Origin of the sequence: Vibrio sp. 10N.247.311.12, assembly GCF_041467515.1 — a bacterium.
Classification (GTDB): Bacteria; Pseudomonadota; Gammaproteobacteria; order Enterobacterales; family Vibrionaceae; genus Vibrio; species Vibrio crassostreae_C.
Genome location: NZ_JBFSUV010000003.1, coordinates 60,105 through 83,708, shown reverse-complemented (window position 1 = coordinate 83,708; position 23,604 = coordinate 60,105). Strand labels below are relative to the sequence as shown.

At 44.8% G+C, this 23,604-nt stretch carries 21 protein-coding genes; 9 read left to right on the top strand and 12 right to left on the bottom strand.

The features are described 5' to 3' along the window. Positions 1-420: 420 nt before the first annotated feature. Positions 421-1,671, bottom strand: coding sequence for a serine hydroxymethyltransferase (gene glyA, locus AB6E30_RS02730; RefSeq protein ID WP_017066387.1), 1,251 nt, complete (start codon positions 1,669-1,671; stop codon positions 421-423). Positions 1,672-2,018: 347 nt separating this feature from the next. On the opposite strand from glyA, the gene AB6E30_RS02725 reads away from it, so the two are divergent. Next, positions 2,019-2,621: a YitT family protein gene (locus AB6E30_RS02725; RefSeq protein WP_017069490.1), complete on the top strand. Its 603-nt coding sequence runs from the start codon at positions 2,019-2,021 to the stop codon at positions 2,619-2,621. 181 nt (positions 2,622-2,802) lie between these two features. On the opposite strand, the gene treC is transcribed toward AB6E30_RS02725, so the two are convergent. The 5 genes from treC to gmhB form a co-directional block, all read right to left on the bottom strand. Then, entirely contained in the window at positions 2,803-4,488 is a 1,686-nt protein-coding gene (gene treC, locus AB6E30_RS02720) for an alpha,alpha-phosphotrehalase (protein WP_372102554.1), read from the bottom strand. Positions 4,489-4,629: 141 nt separating this feature from the next. After that, the gene (treB, locus tag AB6E30_RS02715) at positions 4,630-6,054 is read right to left on the bottom strand and encodes a PTS trehalose transporter subunit IIBC (protein ID WP_017063347.1); all 1,425 of its coding nucleotides are present in this window, start codon (positions 6,052-6,054) and stop codon (positions 4,630-4,632) included. Positions 6,055-6,259: 205 nt separating this feature from the next. Beyond that, a complete protein-coding gene (treR, locus tag AB6E30_RS02710) occupies positions 6,260-7,204 on the bottom strand; it encodes a trehalose operon repressor TreR (RefSeq protein WP_017060760.1) in 945 nt (314 codons plus the stop codon). 91 nt (positions 7,205-7,295) lie between these two features. Further along, positions 7,296-7,637, bottom strand: coding sequence for an MliC family protein (locus AB6E30_RS02705; protein WP_017060761.1), 342 nt, complete (start codon positions 7,635-7,637; stop codon positions 7,296-7,298). A 112-nt stretch (positions 7,638-7,749) separates the two neighbouring features. Beyond that, positions 7,750-8,334, bottom strand: coding sequence for a D-glycero-beta-D-manno-heptose 1,7-bisphosphate 7-phosphatase (gene gmhB / locus AB6E30_RS02700; RefSeq protein WP_017060762.1), 585 nt, complete (start codon positions 8,332-8,334; stop codon positions 7,750-7,752). Positions 8,335-8,541: 207 nt separating this feature from the next. Between gmhB and metN the strand changes: the two genes are divergently transcribed. From metN to AB6E30_RS02685, 3 genes are all read left to right on the top strand, one after another. After that, positions 8,542-9,576, top strand: coding sequence for a methionine ABC transporter ATP-binding protein MetN (gene metN, locus AB6E30_RS02695; protein ID WP_017060763.1), 1,035 nt, complete (start codon positions 8,542-8,544; stop codon positions 9,574-9,576). Further along, complete coding sequence (locus tag AB6E30_RS02690; RefSeq protein WP_017060764.1) at positions 9,566-10,249, top strand: methionine ABC transporter permease; 684 nt, start codon at positions 9,566-9,568, stop codon at positions 10,247-10,249. The genes metN and AB6E30_RS02690 overlap by 11 nt, the downstream gene beginning before the upstream one ends. Before the next feature lie 66 nt (positions 10,250-10,315). Beyond that, positions 10,316-11,125 carry a MetQ/NlpA family lipoprotein gene (locus tag AB6E30_RS02685; RefSeq protein ID WP_017060765.1) on the top strand — a complete coding sequence of 270 codons (810 nt, stop codon included), beginning with the start codon at positions 10,316-10,318 and terminating at the stop codon, positions 11,123-11,125. Positions 11,126-11,245: 120 nt separating this feature from the next. Here the strand turns inward: AB6E30_RS02685 and AB6E30_RS02680 are convergent, their stop codons facing one another. Both AB6E30_RS02680 and syd read right to left on the bottom strand, forming a co-directional pair. Further along, a complete protein-coding gene (locus tag AB6E30_RS02680) occupies positions 11,246-12,022 on the bottom strand; it encodes a Zn-ribbon-containing protein (RefSeq protein WP_017060766.1) in 777 nt (258 codons plus the stop codon). A 4-nt stretch (positions 12,023-12,026) separates the two neighbouring features. Beyond that, the gene (syd, locus tag AB6E30_RS02675) at positions 12,027-12,572 is read right to left on the bottom strand and encodes a SecY-interacting protein (protein WP_050633962.1); all 546 of its coding nucleotides are present in this window, start codon (positions 12,570-12,572) and stop codon (positions 12,027-12,029) included. 131 nt (positions 12,573-12,703) lie between these two features. Here syd and queF point away from each other — a divergent pair, with 131 nt between their 5' ends. The 5 genes from queF (at position 12,704) to xni (ending at position 20,077) form a co-directional block, all read left to right on the top strand. Next, positions 12,704-13,549: an NADPH-dependent 7-cyano-7-deazaguanine reductase QueF gene (gene queF / locus AB6E30_RS02670; protein ID WP_017060768.1), complete on the top strand. Its 846-nt coding sequence runs from the start codon at positions 12,704-12,706 to the stop codon at positions 13,547-13,549. A gap of 58 nt (positions 13,550-13,607) precedes the next feature. After that, positions 13,608-15,866 (top strand): tetratricopeptide repeat protein, encoded by a 2,259-nt coding sequence (locus AB6E30_RS02665; RefSeq protein WP_065584007.1) that lies wholly within the window; start codon positions 13,608-13,610, stop codon positions 15,864-15,866. Positions 15,867-15,984: 118 nt separating this feature from the next. Beyond that, complete coding sequence (locus AB6E30_RS02660) at positions 15,985-17,550, top strand: GGDEF domain-containing protein (protein WP_081229491.1); 1,566 nt, start codon at positions 15,985-15,987, stop codon at positions 17,548-17,550. A gap of 243 nt (positions 17,551-17,793) precedes the next feature. After that, positions 17,794-19,158, top strand: coding sequence for a nucleotide 5'-monophosphate nucleosidase PpnN (gene ppnN / locus AB6E30_RS02655; protein WP_372102552.1), 1,365 nt, complete (start codon positions 17,794-17,796; stop codon positions 19,156-19,158). 145 nt (positions 19,159-19,303) lie between these two features. Continuing rightward, positions 19,304-20,077 carry a flap endonuclease Xni gene (gene xni, locus AB6E30_RS02650; protein WP_372102550.1) on the top strand — a complete coding sequence of 258 codons (774 nt, stop codon included), beginning with the start codon at positions 19,304-19,306 and terminating at the stop codon, positions 20,075-20,077. Between the two features lie 80 nt (positions 20,078-20,157). On the opposite strand, the gene rlmM is transcribed toward xni, so the two are convergent. From rlmM to AB6E30_RS02630, 4 genes are read right to left on the bottom strand one after another with little or no spacing between them, the layout of a single operon-like run. Continuing rightward, positions 20,158-21,249: a 23S rRNA (cytidine(2498)-2'-O)-methyltransferase RlmM gene (gene rlmM / locus AB6E30_RS02645; RefSeq protein ID WP_017060773.1), complete on the bottom strand. Its 1,092-nt coding sequence runs from the start codon at positions 21,247-21,249 to the stop codon at positions 20,158-20,160. Next, on the bottom strand, positions 21,246-21,644 hold the full coding sequence (locus AB6E30_RS02640; protein WP_017069500.1) for a DUF423 domain-containing protein: 399 nt from the start codon (positions 21,642-21,644) through the stop codon (positions 21,246-21,248). Before AB6E30_RS02640 ends, rlmM begins: the two co-directional genes overlap by 4 nt. Continuing rightward, positions 21,634-22,257 carry an alpha/beta fold hydrolase gene (locus tag AB6E30_RS02635; protein ID WP_102319949.1) on the bottom strand — a complete coding sequence of 208 codons (624 nt, stop codon included), beginning with the start codon at positions 22,255-22,257 and terminating at the stop codon, positions 21,634-21,636. Before AB6E30_RS02635 ends, AB6E30_RS02640 begins: the two co-directional genes overlap by 11 nt. Continuing rightward, positions 22,250-23,158 (bottom strand): transcriptional regulator GcvA, encoded by a 909-nt coding sequence (locus tag AB6E30_RS02630; RefSeq protein ID WP_012604639.1) that lies wholly within the window; start codon positions 23,156-23,158, stop codon positions 22,250-22,252. Before AB6E30_RS02630 ends, AB6E30_RS02635 begins: the two co-directional genes overlap by 8 nt. Positions 23,159-23,604 lie beyond the last annotated feature (446 nt).

Sequence of the window (23,604 nt, the reverse complement as noted above, 5' to 3'; positions counted from 1 at the left end):
CCAAATCCACCAGCCACCAGATACAAAAAATAGCTCCTTTAAAGAAGCCTCTAGTATCATTGCTTTTCAAAGTAGTTGTTTGAAATTATAAGAGAGCACGCAGAGATTACGGGTGTAAGTGAGCATGCTCGACAACAATTTTAAAACTTCCAAGTACAAAAAAGGCCCCTATTAAGGAGCCTCTAGTATCAATATTTTTCAAAGTAGTTGTTTGAAATTCTAGGAGAGCACGCGGAGCTTACGAATGTAAGTGAGCATGCTCGACAACGTAATACCCAAAAAAACAAAAAAAGCTCCCAACAGGAGCCTTTCAAATCGTATTTTTCAATCAAATAGCTTTAGTTCAAGGAAAAGGCGCGGAGTTTACGAATGTAAATGAGCACCTTTGACACAGAAATTAAGCTATTTGAGCCAGAAAAATTAAGCGTAAACAGGTAGACGCTTACAGATCTCTAGTACTTTTGCTTTAGTCGCTTCGATAACAGACTCATCACCCATGTTATCTAGGATGTCACAGATCCAACCTGCTAGCTCTTTCGCGTCTGCTTCTGAGAAACCGCGACGAGTGATAGAAGGAGAACCGATACGGATACCTGAAGTAACGAATGGGCTACGTGGGTCGTTTGGTACTGAGTTCTTGTTTACAGTGATGTTTGCTGCACCTAGTGCTGCATCTGCTTCTTTACCTGTGATGTCTTTGTTGATTAGGTCAACTAGGAACAGGTGGTTCTCTGTAGAACCTGAAACGATGTTGTAACCACGAGCTAGGAATTCAGCAACCATTGCTTTTGCGTTAGCAACAACGCGTGCTTGGTATTCTTTGAACTCTGGCTCTAGAGCTTCTTTGAACGCTACTGCTTTACCAGCGATAACGTGCATTAGAGGACCACCTTGGCCGCCTGGGAATACTGCTGAGTTCAGCTTCTTGTAAAGATCTTCGCCTTCGTTAGAAAGGATTAGACCACCACGAGGACCCGCAAGCGTTTTGTGCGTCGTTGTAGTTACTACGTGAGCGTGTGGCACTGGGTTCGGGTAAACGCCTGCAGCGATTAGACCTGCTACGTGAGCCATATCTACGAACAGGTAAGCACCTACTTTGTCAGCGATTTCACGCATGCGCTTCCAATCACAGATTTGAGAGTAAGCAGAGAAACCACCGATGATCATCTTAGGCTTGTTCTCGATAGCCAGCTTTTCCATCTCTTCGTAATCGATTTGACCCGCTTCATCGATACCGTAAGGGATGATGTTGTAAAGCTTACCAGAGAAGTTTACTGGAGAACCGTGAGTTAGGTGACCACCGTGTGCTAGGCTCATACCTAGAACCGTATCGCCTGCATTTAGTAGTGCCATGTATACAGCGTTATTTGCTTGAGAACCTGAGTGAGGCTGTACGTTTGCGTACTCTGCACCAAATAGTTCACATGCACGTTCAATTGCTAGAGTTTCAACTTTGTCTACGTACTCACAACCACCGTAGTAACGCTTGCCTGGGTAGCCTTCAGCGTATTTGTTTGTTAGCTGAGAACCTTGAGCTTCCATTACACGTGGGCTTGTGTAGTTTTCTGAAGCGATAAGTTCGATATGCTCTTCCTGACGAAGAGTTTCTTCTTGGATAGCTGCGAATAGATCCGCATCGTAATCAGCAATGTTCATGTCACGCTTAAGCATCTGTATCTCCTGACTCAGATTGTACTGAAAGTTTCAAAAAAACCACACAACGACCGAAAGCAAACGTTTCCGTCACCGTTTTGATGTGACGCATTCTACATAATTTGATCTAGGTCATAAAGAGCTAATTGCAATTTTATCATGCAGTTTTTTCATAATCACAAATAAGATTCATCATGGTTATTAAGCTTATCCAACCAAAGATGACGCTTACTGTCAATTTTACGATTTACACCCTGTAAAACGCAGATTACATAGGTTTACCTTAATTTTGCCCCTCTAGCTACCGAAAGCTAAGGTTTTTCTCTACTATGCACGCCTTTATTGGTTAGGTAATTATAAAAACGATGGAAAAACACTCACGTAAAGAAGATTGGGTAGCAATCCTCACTGGCACGTTTTTAGTGGCGTTAGGCGTCTTCTTTTTACAGTCAGCGAACCTGCTTACTGGTGGCACTACTGGCTTGGCTCTGCTTTTGAGTCAATTTATGCCGGTAACCTTTGGTATTTTGTACTTTATTGCTAATTGCCCATTCTACTTATTAGCATGGAAACGATTTGGCCGTCACTTCGCAATAAGCAGTGCCATCTCAGGGGCTTTAGTATCTGTGTTTGCCGATCATTTATACTTAGTTATCTCGCTAGAAGTTCATAACGAGATCTATTGTGCTGTTGCCGGCGGCTTACTAATGGGCTTAGGTATGCTAATCCTATTCCGTCACCGCTCAAGTCTGGGTGGCTTCAACGTACTGTGCTTGTTTATCCAAGACCGCTACGGTATCTCGGTAGGCAAAACACAAATGGGTATTGATGCGTGTATTCTGTTTGCATCGTTCTTCTTCGTGTCACCTTGGGTGATTGCCGTATCTGTATTAGGCACCGCAGTATTGAACATCGTATTGGCAATGAACCACAAACCAACTCGCTACTCGGTGAATTACGCGTCTTAAAGTTCATTACCTGCTCTGTCGTTGCTGGCACTCGATGCTCAAACTTCTAGCAAGTAGACTCGAGGCACGATATTCCAGCCATCACTAAAACAAAAAAGGCTTTGGGAAGCACTCCAAAGCCTTTGTAGAAGCCTAATCTTTTAAGGGGAATCAAAATTAGGCTCATTGAAATGAAACAAAGTTACCCTTCAATCAAGAGAATACGAGTCTCGTAAGGACGTAACACTTGATGATGTAATGCAACTGAAGTGTTCGCTTGTTGATAGTTAGACAACAGACTCTTCGCCTTAGTCATATCAAAACGTTCCGGTAAAACGCACTCCGCCTCTTCACCATAATAGTTGTTAATACACAGCAAGGTTTGCCCTTCGTTCTCACGTGCATATGCAAAAATGGATGAGTGATCAGGCAATAGATCTTGATAGCTGCCATCTGTAATCACTGGCACTTGTTTACGTAACTCAATCAAACTCTTATAGAAATAGAAAACAGAGTCTTTGTCTTCCAGTGCTTGCTCAGCGTTAATCCCAGGGTAATTATTCGCTACATCAAGCCATGGCTGAGCTTGTGAGAACCCTGCGTAAGGCTCACTGTTCCATTGCATTGGTGTACGAGAGTTATCACGAGACTTCTGCGCCAAAATCGCCATCATATCTTCATGAGCCACACCATCACGATTCACCATGATGTCGTACATATTGGTACTCTCTACATCACGATACTGGCTGATCTCGGTGTAACCTGGGTTGGTCATACCAATCTCTTCACCTTGATAGATATACGGCGTGCCTTGCATCATGTGAACAGAAGCGGCAAGCATCTTGGCTGATTCAACGCGATATTGCTGATCGTTACCTAAGCGGCTCACCACTCTTGGTTGGTCGTGGTTACACCAGAATAGTGCGCCCCACCCTTTGCCATTCAATCCCGTTTGCCAGTGGTTAAAGATCGATTTGAGCTGTAAGAAATCAAACGGCGCATTGGTCCACTTCTCACCATTGGTGTAATCGACCTTAAGGTGGTGGAAGTTAAACACCATCGATAGCTCACTGTTATCAACGTTTGAGTATTGCTGGCAGTGTTCCAACGTGGTTGAAGACATCTCGCCTACGGTCACGCTGCCGTACTTCTGGAATACCGCTTCGCTGATCTCTTTCAGGTATTCGTGTACACGTGGACCATCGGTATAGAAACGACGGCCATCACCGATATCATCATTAGGAAAGTCTTGCTGCTTCGAAATCAGGTTGATCACATCCAAGCGGAAACCATCAACGCCCTTTTCTGCCCAAAAGCTGATAACGTCTTTCACTTCTTCACGTACAACCGGGTTCTCCCAGTTGAGGTCAGCCTGTTCTTTGGCGAATAAGTGTAGGAAGTATTGCCCAGTCGCCTCATCTAGTTCCCACGCATTACCACCGAACTTAGACTGCCAGTTAGTTGGTGCTTGACCATCTACGGGATCTTTCCATATGTAGTAGTCGCGGTATGGGCTGTTTTTATCACCCAATGCTGACTGAAACCACGCATGTTCTGTTGAGGTGTGGTTTACCACGATATCCATCACGATACGAATACCACGTTGGTGCGCTTCAGCCAGCAATAGGTCGAAATCTTCCATGGTGCCGAATTGAGGATTAATCGCGTAGTAGTCTGAGATATCGTAACCATTATCGATCATAGGAGATGCGTAAACCGGGGTTAGCCAAATCGCATCGACACTCAAATGTTTGAGGTAATCCAGTTTCGAAATGATCCCTTTGATGTCGCCAGTACCTTTACTGCCACTGTCACAAAAGCTCTTTGGGTAGATTTGATAGATGGTTGCGGTTTTCCACCAGCTTTCATCATGTTCAGTCATCGCCATCTCTAACACTCACTTACCAGAAAATATAAAATAAAAATCACCATGTGAATCATGGTCGAATAGCCGTTATAACTAAAAGAAAAAGCTATAACTAAGAGAAAAAGCGATAACTCATTTTGGAGTCATCGCTTATTCAATGCATTACGCGTTCGCGGTTTCTAACTCACCCTTGGATTGGGCTCGCTTGTAGAAAAACAGGGTTAGCGTGATAGGCAGTACTATCGCCACCAGCATCGCGACTAGGTAAATCGACCAATATTGAGGTTGAATCGATAGGATGCCCGGCAAGCCGCCGACACCGATACCATTCGCCATCACACCCGCGCTACCACAGATTGCGGCTGCAACAGCACTACCAATCATTGCGCTCAGCATTGGGAATTTGTATTTAAGGTTAATACCGTACATCGCAGGCTCTGTTACACCTAAGTAGGCTGAGATTGCCGCAGGAACCGAGATATCTCGTTCACCTTCACGCTTACTCAAGATAATGATGCCGACTACTGCCGATGCTTGTGCAATGTTTGATAGTGCAATCAAAGGCCAAATTGGTGTCCCGCCTAAGTCTTGCATCAGTTGCAGATCCACCGCGTTGGTGGTGTGGTGAATACCCGTGATAACCAAAGGTGCGTATAGGAAACCAAAAACCACTGAACCAAGAATCGCAAAATCACCTGTCATTGCCGCTTTAGCTGCGAATGCCACACCATCGCCTAACATACGACCGAATGGGCCAATGAAAGCGTGCGCTAGAATCACAGACAAAATAATCGATACAAATGGCACCACAACTAGGTACAAGTAAGCAGGGACGATGCGCTTAAGATTGGTTTCAATGAACGCCAAAGCCACACCCGCTAACATTGCTGGGATCACCTGAGCCTGATAACCGACCTTCTCAATCACAAACAGTCCAAAATCCCATACCTCAGGTACCGATTTACCTATCATGTATGCGTTCATGAGTTGTGGTGAAACTAAGGTCACACCGAGCGTGATACCCAAAATTGGGGTTCCGCCAAGCTTCTTAACCGTAGCCCAACACACACCAACCGGTAGGAAGAAGAAAATAGCTTCGCCGATCAACCATAAGAAAGAGTGAACGGTTGCCCAGAATTGACTGATTTCAACTAAGGTTTTGCCGTCGAACATGCGAATGTCGCCAATCACATTACGGAAACCAAGAATCAAACCACCTGTAATGATGGCAGGCAGCAGTGGTACGAAAATTTCGGCTAAATGGGAGATACCACGCTCAAGGAAGTTCATGTTTTGACGAGCAGCCAGCTTCGCCTCATCTTTTGATGATGCCTCTTTACCTGTCTGTTCAATCAGAAGTGCGTACACTTCATCAACTTCAGTGCCAATCACAACTTGGAATTGGCCTGCATTAGTAAAACAGCCTTTTACTAGCTTCAGTTTTTCGAGTTCAGCTTTGTTGGCCTGCTCTGTATCGTTCAATACAAAACGCAGTCGAGTCAGACAGTGGCTGACACTCGCAATGTTTTCTTTACCACCGACTAACTCGATAAGACGCGCAACGTCTTGCTTCGCTATCTTACTCATACTACCCCACCCTGGTTTCATTCAATTACTCATCTAAACCATGCAAGCTATAATCACTCAGACTTAGATTTATGGGAACATTCCCAATTACGGTTATTATAATGCCCGTATGAATGATAAATTAAAATGGGAACAATCCCATTAATTGAAAGAGATCACACTCTAATTTTAATCTAAGCCGTTCAATTTCGCTTAATTGAGTGGATTATAGAATAGGAGATTGCGTATGATGAGAGATCTCTGAATTGCCTAAAAGCTGAGAGATCAATAGATTAGCAGCCAACTTACCTGCAGATTGGTAACCAGGATCAATGCTAAATACTCGTGGGAATAAGAAAGAGAGAAGATCATTACCACCAACGCCAGTGACGACCACATCTTCACGTTGTAGTTCTTGCAGACGCTTGATTACACCAAGAGCCAGCGTATCACTGGCACAAACGATCGCTTGAGTCGCGGGAGTTAACACCTCATCCACCAGCTGATAAGCACTTTCGTGATGAAGTTGACCAGTACGATAGTTTGCCACTGAACCTGTGTTTTCACACCAATCGAGATAAGCCTTAAGACGCAGCTCACCGGTTGATTTATCACTAGGATCAACCCCGATAAAGCCAACGTCAGAGATCCCTTGATCCGATAAATGCACCAACGCACTATTGATCACCTGTTGGTTATCATAGTTAATCGACGTCACGTTCTCGGTATCCAGAGCAATCACCACCGCTTTGTGTTCCCAAGCTTCGATTGCCGGAATATCGCAGTCAGTAAAACCAAATACAATAATGCCATCAACGTTACGACGCTTTAGAACTTGCAGGTGCTCATTGGCTTTATCTCTATCAAGTTGGCTTTCCATGATCACGACATCGTAATCCGCTCGATACAACTCGGCCAGCATCGTACTTACCGCTTTGTTTTCAGAAGGAGAGTCCAGACGAGAAATGATTACGCCGATGACTTTTTGACTGCCACCGCGCATCGATTGCGCAGATTTTGAAGGCGTGTACCCAGATTCTTGAATTACTCTTTCCACCCTTTCACGGGTTTCAGGTTTCACTTTTGGATCATTGGTCAGAACGCGTGATACGGTTGACTTACCAACACCGGACAGCTTTGCAATATCAAGAATAGTGAGTTTTTTGCTCATAAAAAGTCTAACGTTAAAGGGAAGAGAAGAAAAAGTGAGGGTAGATTCCCTCACTTAACTGTTTGTAAATACTAGCAGTTCTTACTATGACTTACTTTTGGCAATTTCGATAGACTACGCGACCAAGTTCTAGACGCGCATTGTCACCTTTCGTGCGCAAAGTGATGCTGTTAATCATCTCTGAAGTGCCATCATCTAAGATGTATTTGGTTCCTGAGCCCGCTGGAACTTGAGTCAGGCGGTATTCATTATCAGGCAAGCGTAGTACCGCTTTTTCATTATCAAGGTAAGACACATCAAACGAGACGTCAGACTCACATTGATAAGTCGCGAATTGATCATTCGATGTTGCGCTATCAGTCTCAGGGGCTGCTGATTTAGAGCACCCAACCAATGCTACTGTACATAGAGATGCTACCAACATAGCTTTCATACTTCGTTCCTCATCTTTATATAGTCAACGACACTTAGCCTATTCACAGGTTCGAACAAACCTAATGTAAGTGCCTAATGATAGGTCCATACCTTAGTGATAAATAAAACGTTTAGCCTTTTAAGAAAGCGGGTACGTCTTTAATGCTATCAAGTACCACGCTAGCCAACGCTTCACCTTTTTCAGTGATGGGTTTACCCGTTCTTACCAAGACTTTAGTACCAACACCTGCTGCTTCTGCAGCCATCATGTCTTCCGCTTTATCGCCGATCATGACCGAGTTAGCCATATCAATCTTCAGAAAGTCACGAGCAGAAATGAACATGCCTGGCTTTGGCTTACGACATTCACAATCTTGCTTGTAGTCACCAATACCGTGCTCAGCGTGGTGAGGACAGTAATAAATGCCATCGAGCTCGACACCATTATCAACAAAGTTCCAATCCATCCACTGCGTTAAAGAAAGAAAACGGTCTTCACTAAACATGCCGCGAGCAATACCAGATTGGTTGGTCACTAGCACCAATAAATAACCCATATCTTTAAACGCTTTCGCCGCTTCAAACACACCATCGATGTATTCAAAGTCATGCTCATCATGTACGTAGCCGTGATCAACGTTAATCACTCCATCACGATCTAAAAAAACAGCAGGTTTAGACAAAATTTTGTTCTCTATCAACTCTCTATTAATCATTAATTATTACACGCTTTATTTGCTTCATCACTATCTATTTAGTTTTGCGTTCGTTAACGATTTGTTTCTAGCTTAACCATACAATCGACGTTTAGCCGTCTAGACGTAAAAATATCTATTGACTTAGATCATAGAACACCATAGCATCGTCTGTAAATCGAGCGAGCTATCGACATATTATTCTGTTCTACCTGCACGGGTTTCTCTATGATTAAAGTGAATCAAGTCAATAAGGTTTTTTATCAAGGCACTAAAGAAATCAATGCCTTAATTGATATCAACCTCCACATTCCTCAAGGTCAAATCTTTGGAGTCATCGGCTCTTCAGGTGCAGGCAAAAGTACCCTAATCCGCTGTGTAAATATGTTGGAAGCCCCGACTTCGGGTGAAGTGATTGTTGATGGTATCGACCTAACAAAACTCAGCAAATCAGAGCTTAGCGAAGCGCGCCGTAACATCGGCATGATATTCCAGCACTTCAACCTGCTGTCTTCTCGTACTGTATTTAACAATGTAGCACTGCCTTTAGAACTTGCTGGTAAAGATAAAGCGATTATTGAAGCAAAAGTGAGTGAGTTACTTGAACTCGTTGGCTTAGCGGATAAGCGAGACACCTACCCGGCAAACCTAAGTGGCGGTCAAAAGCAGCGTGTTGCGATTGCTCGTGCACTGGCCTCTGATCCGAAAGTACTGCTGTGTGACGAAGCGACCAGCGCATTGGACCCTGCGACCACTCAATCGATTCTTGAGCTACTGCGTGAAATCAACCGCAAGCTGAACATCACTATCCTGCTTATTACGCACGAGATGGATGTAGTGAAAAGCATTTGTCACGAAGTGGCGATCATTGGCGGTGGTGAATTGGTAGAGAAAGGCACAGTTGGTGACATCTTTGCTCACCCTAAAACTGAACTAGCGCATCAATTCATTCGTTCAACGTTGGATCTGACGATCCCTGAAGATTACCAAGCACGCCTGCAAGAGACTCGCGTAAACAGCAGCTACCCGTTGGTACGTCTTGAGTTTACGGGCGCAACGGTTGATGCTCCGCTGATGACTCAGATTGCACGCAAATTCAATATCGATGTCAGCATCCTAAGCTCTGACCTTGATTACGCCGGCGGCGTGAAGTTCGGCATGATGGTTGCTGAACTGTTCGGTAATGAAGCAGATGATAATGCTGCTATCCAATTCCTACGCGACAACAATGTAAAAGTAGAGGTGCTTGGTTATGTCCTTTAGTTTCAACGAGATTGCTGACTGGATCAGCCTTAACGGTAATCTTCTATTAGGCGCAACAGGCGAAACGCTTTACATGGTTGCTGTTGCAGGCATTGTTGGCTTCGCGGTCGGTATTCCACTAGGCGTGATTCTGCATACGACTAAAAAAGGTGGCCTGTTAGAGAACACCAAAGTAAACAAGATTCTAGGTGCGATTGTGAACGTGGGTCGTTCAGTACCTTTCTTAGTTTTGATGGTTGCGATTATTCCACTGACTAAGATGCTGATTGGTACCTTCATCGGTACAACAGCAGCGATTGTTCCACTGACGATTGGCGCTATCCCATTCGTGGCTCGACTTATCGAAAGTGCACTACTTGAAGTACCAACAGGTCTAGTGGAAGCGGCCCAATCAATGGGCGCAACACCAACACAAATCATCAATAAGGTTCTGCTTCCAGAAGCACTACCGACTATCATCAACTCAGTAACGATTACGCTAGTGACTCTGGTGAGCTACTCAGCAATGGCCGGTACTGTAGGCGGTGGTGGCCTAGGTGATGTCGCGATTCGTTACGGATTCCACCGCTACGATGTGACCATCATGGCTGTGACAGTAGTGATGTTGATTGTGCTGGTACAAATTATTCAATCAATCGGTGATTCATTAGTTCGCCGCGTTGACCACAGATAAAGACTCACACATAAAGATTAGAGTCGTCTGAACCTAATTAAATAGATTTATTAAAAGGAGATTATTATGAAATTTAACCTTAAAGGTTTACTAACTATCGCAGCAGCAGCTTCAGCGCTAGTTCTAGCAGGTTGTGGTGATAAAGAAGTGGATACTTCTAAAGTAAAAGTTGGCGTAATGGCAGGTGCAGAAGCGCAAGTTGCTGAAGTGGCAGCTAAAGTAGCGAAAGAGAAATACGGCCTAGACGTTGAACTGGTTACTTTCACGGATTACGTAACACCAAACGCAGCTCTAGATGATGGTTCTATCGACATCAACGCATTCCAACACGCACCGTACCTAGATCAGCAAGTGGCTGACCGTGGCTACAAGCTAACTATCGCTGGTAACACGTTTGTTTACCCAATTGCGGGTTACTCTAAAGAAGTGAAATCGGTAGACGAAATCCAAGACGGTGCTCGTATTGCTGTACCAAACGACCCTACAAACCTAGGTCGCTCTCTACTTCTTCTTGAGCAACAAGGTCTTCTTGAACTTCGTGAAGGCGCAGGTCTTCTAGCTACAGTTCGCGACATCGTGGGTAACCCTAAGAACCTAACGATTGTTGAACTAGACGCAGCTCAACTGCCACGTTCTCTTGATGATGTTGCTCTATCTATCATCAACACAACTTACGCGAGCTCTATCAACCTGACTCCACAAAAAGATGGCGTATTCGTTGAAGACAAAGATTCTCCTTACGTAAACCTAATCGTTTCTCGTGAAGACAACCTAAACGCTGAAAACGTACAAAACTTCGTTAAAGCTTACCAAACTGAAGAAGTGTACAACGCAGCTTCTGACATCTTCCAAGGTGGCGTCGTTAAAGGTTGGTAATCAACTAAATAACAGCACTGTATAGATACCCGAAGGGGCTGACATAACGTCAGCCCCTTTTTTAATGATAAAGATTTGCTAGAAAGTAAAGCATCTCAGATTTAAGCGAAACAAAGTCGATTACTTCAGGTGATCCCAAGAGATGTTTGACACCAATCGGCAGTCATCACACTTGAAATAGAAAATATCGTGGATAGGCGCATCTAGCAGCCATTCACCACCACATTGCGGGCATTTGCGCTCTTTTTCATCTTTCAGGCTGATCCCACCGACACGGTATAAGTAGTAGTAGGTTGGAACCTTAGTCAGATACTCAATGCGCCCTCTTAGACCCCAACCGCGTTTAAACAGCACACTCTTCGTGTCACTGATCTCGGTTAGCGTTGCATGTTCCGCGCGACAACCACCACCCATTTGTACTTCATCACAGGCTTGCCATTCGGTCTGCCATTTCAACACGGCTTTATGGTCGCCATTGAAGGTAGGTGGATTGCGATACAAAGGGATTGGTAGCAAGCTATCGCCACTACGCAGCGGTGAACAGGTGTGCACGAATGTCGTGTATAACACCTGCCAGCTTGGTGTTTCATCTTCTGCCACTTCTTCTGAGTTCAGATCTCGACCGAGCAAACGCATTTTAGGCGCTAGTAGGCTCGCGTTAGACAAGCGATCAAAACACACTTTCACAAAGTCTGAGTGATTCCGCGGGTGCAAGCTATCTTGCTCCGGGCACACAACGCGAACATAGAATTCCCCATCGCCCATCACGATTGGGAACTCACGACCTAACACTTGTCCGTTATAACGAAGTGCATCCATTAAGCCATTAACCGCCTTGTCGACAGCGCTTACCGTTGTGTTATCAAAACACTCAAATTGAAGTTCTAGTACGTACATCTATTTATACCGCTGGTTGTAGCTTTTCTAAAAATTCTGCCAATGTCTCGGCGAGCACATCACGATTTTTGGTACCTAAGCGCTCCAAAATCACGTTACCCGTTAGGTTACAGATAGAGATAACATCCAGCTCAGCATCGGTCGCGGCAATGAAAACCGTTGGTTTTAGCTTCAAGCGACGCTGAGTTACTAGGTGACCCAAAATGTTTTCTTGTAGGCATTCGAAGTCTTCATCACTCCAAATCTGTAACAGAGTCAATTCGTTACCATCGAAAGTTGCGTTCATATCTGCGCTGAATTGTGCGCCGTAGAAAGTTTTGATGTCTTCATGCAGAGTCAACTCAATACCGGTTTCAACGTTGGTGAAATCCGCGAATTGCTCACGTGGATAGTGCTTCCACAACACGGCATCGCCACTCTTTTCTTCTACGCATGGCGATACGATGTCCACCAACTCCTCATTACGAGGTAAGCTTTGGTGTTTCTGCTGCCACGCGTCAACGTATCGCTGACTAAAAGAAAGTAGTGCGTCTTGAGCACGTTGAGTCATGAAAATCTCCTAAACACAAAATAATAAATAGAATCCGAGCCCTTTCCGCGCCGATTAAGCGATGACTTAATGACAGGGTAAGGGGGATTCAGTAAAATCGACCCCATTCTAATCGAATTTGAAACGAAAGTATGAGCAAATATTCTGACGCAAAAGAGCTAGCGGGTTTAACCCTTGGCCAAAAAACTGAGTACTCTAACCAATACGATGCAAGTTTATTGCAACCAGTGCCTCGTAGCCTTAATCGCGATGATCTTGCGCTAAACGGCGAGCTGCCTTTTGTTGGTCATGATATTTGGACGATGTACGAGCTTTCGTGGCTAAACACCAATGGTCTACCACAAGTGGCTGTCGGTGAAGTTTTCATCCCAGCAACCAGCCCAAATTTAATTGAATCAAAATCTTTCAAGCTGTACCTGAACAGCTACAACCAGACTCAATTTGAAAACTGGGATCAAGTAACCGAGCGCCTGACCCAAGATTTGTCGGCATGTGCAGGCGAAACGGTGATTGTGAATGTAAACTCAGTAACCGACTACACTAACCAACCTATCGTGACGATGGAAGGTGACTGTATCGACAACCAAGACATCCAAATCACTAGCTACGACTTTGAAGCGTCGCTGCTTGAAGGCGCTGCTGGCGAACAAGACGTTGAAGAAACACTGCACAGCCACCTATTGAAGTCGAACTGTTTGATCACCAATCAACCGGATTGGGGCAGCGTTGAGATCGCATATTCTGGTAAGCAAATTGACCGTGAAGCTCTGCTACGCTATTTAGTTTCTTTCCGTGAGCACAATGAATTCCACGAACAATGTGTTGAGCGTATCTTCACTGACATCATGAAATACTGTGCACCTTCGAAGCTAACTGTGTTCGCACGTTACACACGTCGTGGTGGTCTGGATATCAACCCATACCGTTCAACAGAGCAAGATAGACCAAGCCACAATAAGCGTATGGCTCGCCAATAATCAGGCGAGAACCACCCACACTTATTTGAACCTACCAAATCTTTAAAGGGACATTGAAATGCGTTGGTTATACGTTGTTAGTCTATTTATTTTAAGCTTAAGCACATCGGTCAATGCGTCGGTTTATTCGTCGGCGCTACTCAATGAAGCCAATAATTTGGTTGAGATAGATCCGAGCCAAGCAAAACAAATGGCCAACAGCTACCTAACGCTGCGTGTCCTTTCTGATCAACGCGAGAAAAGCCCTTCAGCTATTTCTCGCGAAGAGACAGACTCCTCGATTCGAACACCAAACAGCAGTATCGATGCGTATAAGATCTTAGCCAAAGCGGAATACAACCTTGGCAATATGCGTATTGCGATTCAGCACATCGACAAAGCCTCCGAGCTAGCGCAAACCTATAAGCTTGATTACCTAAAAATAGATCTTCAGATCCTAAAAGTTCGCTTACTTTGGCTGAGTGATAGAAAATCAGCCAAAGCAAAATCAGAGCTCACTAACATTGAAACAAATCTAGAGTCGGTGAATAAAACCTTACGCTTAACGGAAGGCATTACCTATCGCTTGATCATGTTGAAAGCCGACATCGCCTCTTACGACAACAAGATCGATGAAGCCGAAAAGTTCTATCAAGAAGCCAAAACCTATCTCGATCAACGTTACTCTGAAAAAGTCACCATCGACTACCATATCTCCGTCGGCGAGTTTTATCTGACTCACAAAGAGTACAACCACGCGTTATCCGAGTTGTTGTATGGCTACTGGAAATCAGTAGAGGGCAATCTAAGTTCACGTTTGGCCAAGGTCAACCGCCTACTTGCGCAGCTTTTCTTTGAGCGCCAAGTGTTGGATAAAGCGTTAGAACACCTATCTCAAGCCGCTGATTTCTATGACAACTTTGAAAACTCGCCTGTCTTAGCACAAGTGCTTAAGAAAATGGGGGATGTGTACTTCTATCAAGGGAAATATAACCTTGCCTTGGTACACTTCTTCAACGTTCTTGATCACGAAAGCACTGACCGAGATATCCACCAAGTCATTGATATCCGACTAAGTCTATCGGCGACCTACTTACGCCTTTATAACTACCCTCTAGCAGAACAGTACCTAACCCGTGCCCTTGAGCTGCTGGAATATACCGACATTCCAAAGCTGGAAGGCCGTGCTGCACTGTTATCTGCAGGGTTAGCGTATCACCTACAAGAAAGCGAAGACGTGATAAAGCATGCGACACGTGCACTTGAGATCTCACGCCAGATAGAGAACATGCGCCTTTCACAACGCTCGTACTACTTACTTTCTTTGGGTTATGAACAGGCAGGTCGTCCACAGCAAGCATTGGCAAACCTCAAGCAATACAACAGCCTTGTCTCTCTAGAGCAGCAAAAACTCAACCGTGTTGGCGAAGACGCGTTCCGTCAACAGAAAGAATTTGCCGAACAAACCCTGCACTACGCAGGCCAAGCGCAAGAGCTAGAAAAGTACAAACTAGAGCATCGCAAGTTCCAGAAAATATCGTTCGCCCTATTCTTGTTCAGTATTATCTTGTTCTTCTTTGTGCTTCGCCGTGGCTACCTCATTCAAACCTTAGCCAAAGAAGTCGACTCACTACGAACAGACCTGTTTACGCACTCACGATCTAAGCTCCCGAACCTCAGAATGCTCAATGCCAAGCTGTCCAATTCGCTAGAACAAACCAGCCAGACCTTCGAACAGTGGCAACTTGGCGAATTGATTCATGAGCCACTCAACGACCGCTTACGCTTCGTGATGATTGATTTACCGTTCTTACGCAATATGTACACGCAGAACGGTTACAAAGCCGGTCTAGAACTGGAAGACGCTTTCGGTGAATTCCTAAAATCTAAGCTTGAAGGCCCAGCTCGTGTCTACCACTTCTCGGATGCGAACCTGCTTTATATCGAGCCAAACGCGGACCGTGATTTGTCGCCTGAGGACATGTTCAGAAAGATTCAGTCTTGGGTGAATGACTTCGAAACAGAGCGAAACATCAACCGAACGGTCCGTATGGGCATCGCTGACTACCCATTCTTGCCACGCGCTTACACCGCAATTAACGATCAAGAGCTGCTCGACGTATTGTTGATGTCGACCAATCTCGCCCGTGAGATCAGTCTCAAAGAGCGCAGTAGCCAATGGGTCTATCTAAAAGCTATCGATAATGCACCAGCAGCGAGCCTTGCAACTGGTAACATAAGAGAAGCGTGTAAACATGCGATTAATCAAGGGTTAATAAAAATACAATCCTCGTACCAGAATGAGGACAACATCAAAAAAATGCTAAAAGATGACTGATTTGCGAGCGGTTAAGAGCAGCAAGTCGTGACCTTATTTTTAGTTTTGTTATTATCGATGTAACGGAATTTCATCAAAATGATCGAGATCGGTCTACGCGGCGCTAATAAATACATCTATGGGCATTCTTGAAAAAGACATTCAGGCGCAACTCCACCAGCTGAAATCTCAGTTGGAGCAGGTCCGTTTGACGCAAAGAGACACCTCGTTCAAGTTTATTAGAGAACAGAAAGTTCTAAAGCGTATCGTCACGTCTTTAAGTGATGCATGTGTTGGTAGTAACAGCCATTTAGATGAAAACCTCATTGCCCTTAGGGAAGAGCTAGAAAAGCAAAAAGACATTAGCTCGATGATCCCAAAGCTGGCAGTATTAGAAAGGATGCTTAAGCAGAAAACGTTGGCTATGGATAAACAGAACGGATATCTGGACGATAGCATTAAGCACAGTGGGGAAACGCTGCAACGCATAACTGGCCTTCCAGCACAGCTAAAACGCGACCTACGAAACTTACTTAGCTTCTCCGAATGCAATGGCAGTCAGAAAGTTGACCATGCCATGAAACTACTCGGTATTTATGAGCGTGCCATTAAGATTATGGCGAACAACTCACGCACTCATTTTGCCGATGCTGCGCACTCTCCGGAACAAGAGCTCCTTTCCGACCTATCAAACGAACTACAACATCTGATCACTGAACTCGACTTCGAGGGTGAATCGGGTGATCTGCTTACCGATATTCGAGCGAAGCTGCTGCTTGGTGTTTCCACACAAAACCTACTTGAGCTAACACTTCAGATCCTCAAACTGGTTATTGAAGGCACCAACCTAGAACGTAAGAAGTCTGAACAATTCATCGATCAGCTTAATTCTTCTTTAGCGTCCAGCATCAAAACGGCAGACCAAAATGCCGACCAGAGCCAGAGCTACTTTGAGCACCGACAAGGTCTAAACTCTGAGTTAAATGAACTAGTCACTAGAAGCCAAAGCTCGGTAGATAAAGCGAAAGATATTGATAGTTTAAAGCTGTCGATTAATCCGCTACTCAGTGAAATCGCCTCTCTTTCGGAAAGGCTGAACCACGCAGAGCAAAAAGAACAAGCTCTGATAGAGAGAATGAGTTACGGAAAGACTCAGTTAGATTCACTCTATGAAGTGACGCAAGATTACCGTAAGCGCTTGGAAGATCAGGCTCAGCGTATGCTGCTTGATCCTCTAACCAAGGTTTACAATCGCACTGCCTTTACTGATCGCTTAGAGCTTGAGTATCGCCGCTGGATCCGCGCGCAACACTCGCTACGCGTAGTACTGCTCGACATCGACAACTTCAAAGCCATTAACGATAGCTTTGGTTATACCGCCGGCGATAAAGCGCTTAAGATCATCGCAAGAACCATCACCAAAGAAGCAGGCACGACCGATACTGTGGCGCGTTTTTCAGGTGAAGAATTTGTCTTACTATTGCCAGAGCAAACCGATGAATATTGTCACCAAGTGATTCAAAACATTCAAACTCAAGTAAGCCGCTTACCCTTTAAGTTCCGTGACCAACAAATCACGATTACTTTATGCGCGGCAAGTACTCAGTTTAAAGAGTCAGATACACCTGAAGAAGTGTTAGAGCGACTCAATACAACACTAAATAAAGCAAAACAACGCGGTAATAACCAACTTGTTTGGCACTAGGCCAGCCCTAGATTTAATTTATTTCATTTTTTCAAATACTTATCACATACCATTTCCCTCAATGTTTGCTAAGCTAATGATTAACATTCGCTTAACAAGCATTCTTGGCAAGCAACGCTGTCGTATCCGTTTCGTCTGGTTAACTCTCCCCCACCTTTAACCAAACACTTTCAACGTTTGCTTCTCACTCTCGAGCCAGAGGGTCACTTCAACGTCCTCTGCTCTTTTCAACAAGGAGGCACTATGATCACTCATATCAGCCCTGCCGGTAGCATGGATTTACTCTCTCAACTTGAGGTTGAGCGTCTTAAGAAAACCGCGTCTAGTGATCTATACCAACTGTATCGTAACTGTACGTTAGCGGTACTCAACTCAGGTAGCCACACCGACAACTCCAAAGAGCTACTCGACAAGTATCAATCGTTTGATGTTGAGGTAGTGCGACGTGAGCGTGGTATCAAACTCGAGCTGAGCAACCCACCAGAGCATGCCTTTGTCGATGGTGAGATCATCAAGGGTATCCAAGAACACCTATTTTCAGTGCTGCGTGACATTGTTTACGTCAACATGCACCTCGCAGATAACCAAAGGCTCAACCTGACTAATGCCACTCACATTACCAACCTCGTATTTGGTATTCTGAGGAATGCAGGCGCACTTACGCCGGGCATCGAGCCTAACCTGATCGTGTGTTGGGGTGGTCACTCAATTAATGCCACTGAATACCAGTACACTCGCGAAGTGGGTAATGAACTGGGCCTACGTGAGCTGAACATCTGTACCGGTTGTGGACCGGGTGCGATGGAAGGGCCAATGAAAGGCGCGGCTATTGGTCACGCTAAGCAACGTTATACTGATCATCGTTATCTTGGGCTTACCGAGCCTTCAATCATTGCGGCTGAGCCGCCAAACCCGATAGTGAACGAACTGGTGATCATGCCCGATATCGAGAAACGTCTTGAAGCGTTTGTTCGTATGGCACATGGCATCATAATCTTCCCTGGAGGCCCAGGAACCGCCGAAGAACTGCTGTACATCCTAGGTATCATGATGCACCCAAACAACGCAGACCAACCGATGCCTATCGTTCTAACTGGCTCTAAAGAGAGCGAGGCTTACTTCCGTTCAATTGATAAGTTCATTGGTGAAACATTGGGTGAAGAAGCGCAAAAGCACTATGAAATTGTCATTGATGATCCAGCACGTGCTGCGAAAATTATGAAGCAAGCAATGCCAGATGTACGCTCTCACCGTAAAGAAACAGGCGATGCTTACAGCTACAACTGGTCACTGCATATTGAGCCTGAGTTCCAACTCCCCTTCGACCCTACTCACGAATCTATGGCGGCACTCGATCTGCACATGGATCAGAAAACAGAGAGCCTTGCTGCGAATTTACGTAAAGCGTTCTCAGGTATTGTGGCAGGTAACGTCAAAGCAGAGGGTATTCTGGAGATTGAGAAGCATGGGCCATTCCTCATTGATGGCGACAAAGAGTTGATGACTAAGATGGATCAACTGCTAAATGATTTTGTTGAACAAGATCGAATGAAACTGCCGGGTGGTACCGACTACGTTCCTTGTTATAAAATTGCGCCAAGCAGCTGATGATAATATCTGACTGATAACAAAGCCGTAAGCATAAAGCTAAACAAGTCATGACGTTTACGTCACCAGCGTTTCAACTCACCAAGTGATACGTTACTATAAGGGGCTAGCAGCCCCTTATTTATTGCCTATTTAGTGGAAACTTATGTCTATCCATCTTGTTATTATCGATGCCTTGAACCTAATCCGACGCGTTCACTCAGTTCAGCCGGATCCAACCGATATAGCAAGAACCATCACTACCACGACTCGTACTCTTAATAAGATTCTTGCGGAGTCTAAACCAACTCACATCATCGCGGTATTCGATCACCACTTACAAGATCGGGGCTGGCGTGCAGAAGTCCTTCCTGCCTATAAACAAAACCGAAAGCCAATGCCTGAGCCATTACTGAAAGGCCTCGATGCTATCCAACAAGCTTGGTGGGAATTAGGTATTGATTCGCTGTTATCTGATGGCGATGAAGCTGATGACTTAGTAGCAACACTCGCAAAAAAAGTGGCTGACCATGGTGAAAAAGTTACGATAATCTCTACCGATAAAGGTTACTGCCAACTGTTATCACCTACACTACAGATCCGCGATTACTTCCAGCACCGCTGGTTAGATAAACCCTTTATCGAAGCTGAGTTTGGCGTTAAACCTGAACAACTGGCAGATTACTGGGGATTAACGGGCGTAAGCTCAAGCCAAGTACCGGGCATCCCAGGTATCGGGCCAAAAGCAGCCAAAGAGATATTGACCACTTACCCAGATATCGAAGCGGCCTATCAAGCAGAAGATCTGCCGAAAAAATATCGTAAGAAGTTCGACGAACACATCGAATCCGCTCGTGTATGTAAGCAAGTATCGGCACTCAAAACCGATATTGATTTAGGGTTCAACCTGCAAGATATTCGTTACGAAGCAAACGCTTAAGTCGCTGTGACTCGATAATATTGATACAAAAAATGCCCCTTAAAGGAGCATTTTTTATCACTGACACACTAACGTAAATATTAGTGCGGTGAGATGTTTGAAAGCGCCTGAATGTGGACCGTGATCTCTTCGCGATCGTGGTAAAGGTGCTTAGCCTGCATCTTGAACTTCACTTTGTTCTCAATAAGGAACACTTTTAGGTTCTCGATATCTTGCAGTACTTCATCGTAACGGCCTTTCATTGGCAGTTTAAGGTTGAATAATGCTTCTTTCGCCCAACCTTTGATGATCCACTCACCCATAAGGTGTGCAACACGAGCTGGTTTCTCAACCATGTCACAGATAATCCAAGTTACGTTCTTACGATCTGGTTCAAACTTAAAGCCATCTACCATGTGGTGCTTAATTTGACCCGTTTCCATTAGGCTGTCTGCCATCATGCCGTTATCAACACAGTGAACGAACATCGAACGCTTAACCAATTGGTAAGTCCAACCACCTGGACACGCACCTAAGTCAACACCCCACATACCTGGAGCCAAACGCTCGTCCCACTCATCACGAGGGATGAATACGTGGAATGCTTCTTCTAGCTTCAATGTAGAACGGCTTGGCGCATCTGATGGGAACTTCAGACGAGGGATACCCATAAAGAACTGGGAGTTGTTCGTTGGGTAAGAGTAACCAACAAAACAGTGGCCCGGAGCGATGAAGCATAAATGAAGCACAGGCTTCTTAGCGTTATCTTTCGCTGTCATCAGGCCTTTACCACGCATCGCTTGACGCATCGGCACGGTAAATTTACGGCAGAACTTCAAAAGCTCTTTTGCTTCGTTAGTATCTGGCGTTTCAATACGGATATCACCACAACGAGGGAAACCTTCTTTCTCAGAAAGCGCCTCAAGAATTGGAGAAATACGATCATCAGTCGGCAGATCTTTGATTTCAACCGCTACCGCGATCATTTGACGAGCAAAGATCAACGATTGGAAGTCGATCTCTTTTACCAGTTTATCGGCTTCGCCTGCTTGATAACATTCAAACAATACAAAGCCTGTATTGTTCTTTAAGCGAGGAAAACCAAACACTTCCAGTTGTGTTGCCTTGTCTTGAATTTCGCCAGCACATTCTTTTTCAAAACCAGAGCGACAATAAAGTAGTACGTGTTTCACTGAGTTACCTCTTTTATATTCAAAGCAGCGAAGGAGAAGACTCCCCAACCAATGATAAATAGTAGACCACCAAACGGTGTTATAGGGCCAAACCATTTTATTCCTGTCAGTGCTAAGCCATAAAGGCTGCCACTAAAACAAAGGATGCCGATGATAAAGCAAATTGCCGCAATGAAAAAATATTTTTGTGATTTAGCACCAAGTTTCATCTGTAGCAGAGCACCACACGCCAATATTGCTAGTGTATGGATAAACTGGTACTGAACACCTGTCTCAAACACGCCTAGCAGATACTCTGGCAAGACAGCTTTTAACCCGTGAGCGGCGAAGGCACCTAGCATTACGGCTATTGCGCCAGAGATACCTGCAAAAGTGAGTAAATACTTACTTCTCATTAAGCACCTCTTTGATAAACGCCGATAGTTTCTCAACGGTTAACGCTATGTTCTGCTGTTCGGTGTAGCCAGAGCTCTTACGAGGCTTAAAGCTGTGGTCGCCATCGGGAATAAATTCAACACGAATAGAATCAGACAGATCAAAATCAGCAAACTCTTCACGCTTACCAAAGGTATCGCGCTCACCTTGTAAAATGAGGCATGGCTTTGCTAACTCAGCCAGATGCTCACCTTTGTATTTCTCGGGTTTACCTGGTGGGTGGAAAGGAAAGCCTAAACAGGCCATTGCAGCCACCTTATCAAGTTCAGACAAATGGCTCGCCATACGCCCTCCCATCGACTTACCACCAATCACAAGCTTATCGGCATCAACCTGCTCAATAATCTCTTGATAGGCTTCAAGTAGCTTAGGCGCTCTGTCAGGTGGACGACGCTTACCATCTTCAGCACGTTTAATCATGTAAGGGAAGTTGAAACGAATCACTCGTATCCCTTTAAAGGCTAACCCTTTGGCTACCGACTGCATGAACTCATGCTCCATGCCTGCGCCAGCACCATGGGCAAAGATAAAGGTGATGGGATTGTCTTCACCATCAATGATGACGTTATTCATCGAGTAAGTCCTCTTGTTCACTTTGCGCTTTCGCTAGCATCCAGTCGCGGAAGGTAGCAATACGACCCATGTCGGCTTGTTTCTCATGACAAACCACATAGAAGGCGTTCTTACTCACCAACACTTCATCAAAAGGCGCAATCAAACGACCCGCTTCGATTTCAGGCTGCGCCAACACGTTGTTACCCAGAGCAATGCCCTGGCCGTGAGCCGCTGCCTGCAGCACCATGGTTGAGTGACTGAAGATAGGGCCGTGATTAACGTTTACCCCATCGATGCCATTTTGCTTAGCGAACTGTTTCCAATCCTTTCGAGAAGTATCATGCAATAGCGTATGACATGCTAAATCACTGAGAGATTCTAATGGTTTTACTCCTAGCAGCACGGAAGGTGAGCAAAGAGGGATCAAGTATTCTTGGTAAAGCTTATCGGCTCTAAGCCCCGACCAATTACCTCGGCCATAATAGATAGCGACGTCTACATCATCGGTTAGCGAGCCTTCATCCATATCAACGGCTTTGATTCTTACATCAATATCAGGCTCTTGCTGATTAAAGTCAGCGAGCCTTGGTACCAACCATTGAATAGCAAAACTCGGCGGTAAACTGATGGTCAATGCGCCCTTCTCACTTCGCTCCAGCACTTTGTCTGTCGCTTCTGCTAGTGATGTGAAAATATCTTTGATATCTAAGAAGTAGCTTTGACCTTCTTCAGTTAGCAGCAAAGAGCGGTTTCTTCGGCGAAACAGCTTCAAAGATAAGAATTCTTCAAGCGCTTTGATCTGATGACTGACTGCCGCTTGAGTAACAAACAACTCTTCTGCAGCACGCGTAAAACTCAAGTGTCGAGCTGCAGCTTCAAACACTCTTAGCGAGTTTAATGGGGGTAATCGACGAGACATAGTTACTCTCTAAATAAGCATTAGTTTTTTTTATCTGAAACATTATAATTTGTCCATTGCCTAGCAGCCAGAGAAATTCTATATTTCATCCCGCAGCAGCTAGCCTGAACGGCTTGATTCTCTCTAGAATCAATTGGCTTAGCTCCTGCGATGTTGTGTTTGCAAACTCGTTCTTTTCGAGTTGGGTAGAGTTCTACCAAATGTTTTGTTGCAGTTTATACTGAAACGAGGCATGTACTTCCTGTATTTATTTTGACCTGTCTGTCAAATTTGTTTACACCGCCTTATGGGCGGTGTTTTTTTATGTGCAAAGAAATGTAACAACAAGTTTATCAATAGCTGTGCTAATTAATCTTTATTATTTTTCATCGCCAATCACAGAATCAGACACCCACTCAAATAATCAACTGAACACATACAAATAGCACCATTGAGTTGCACTAAAA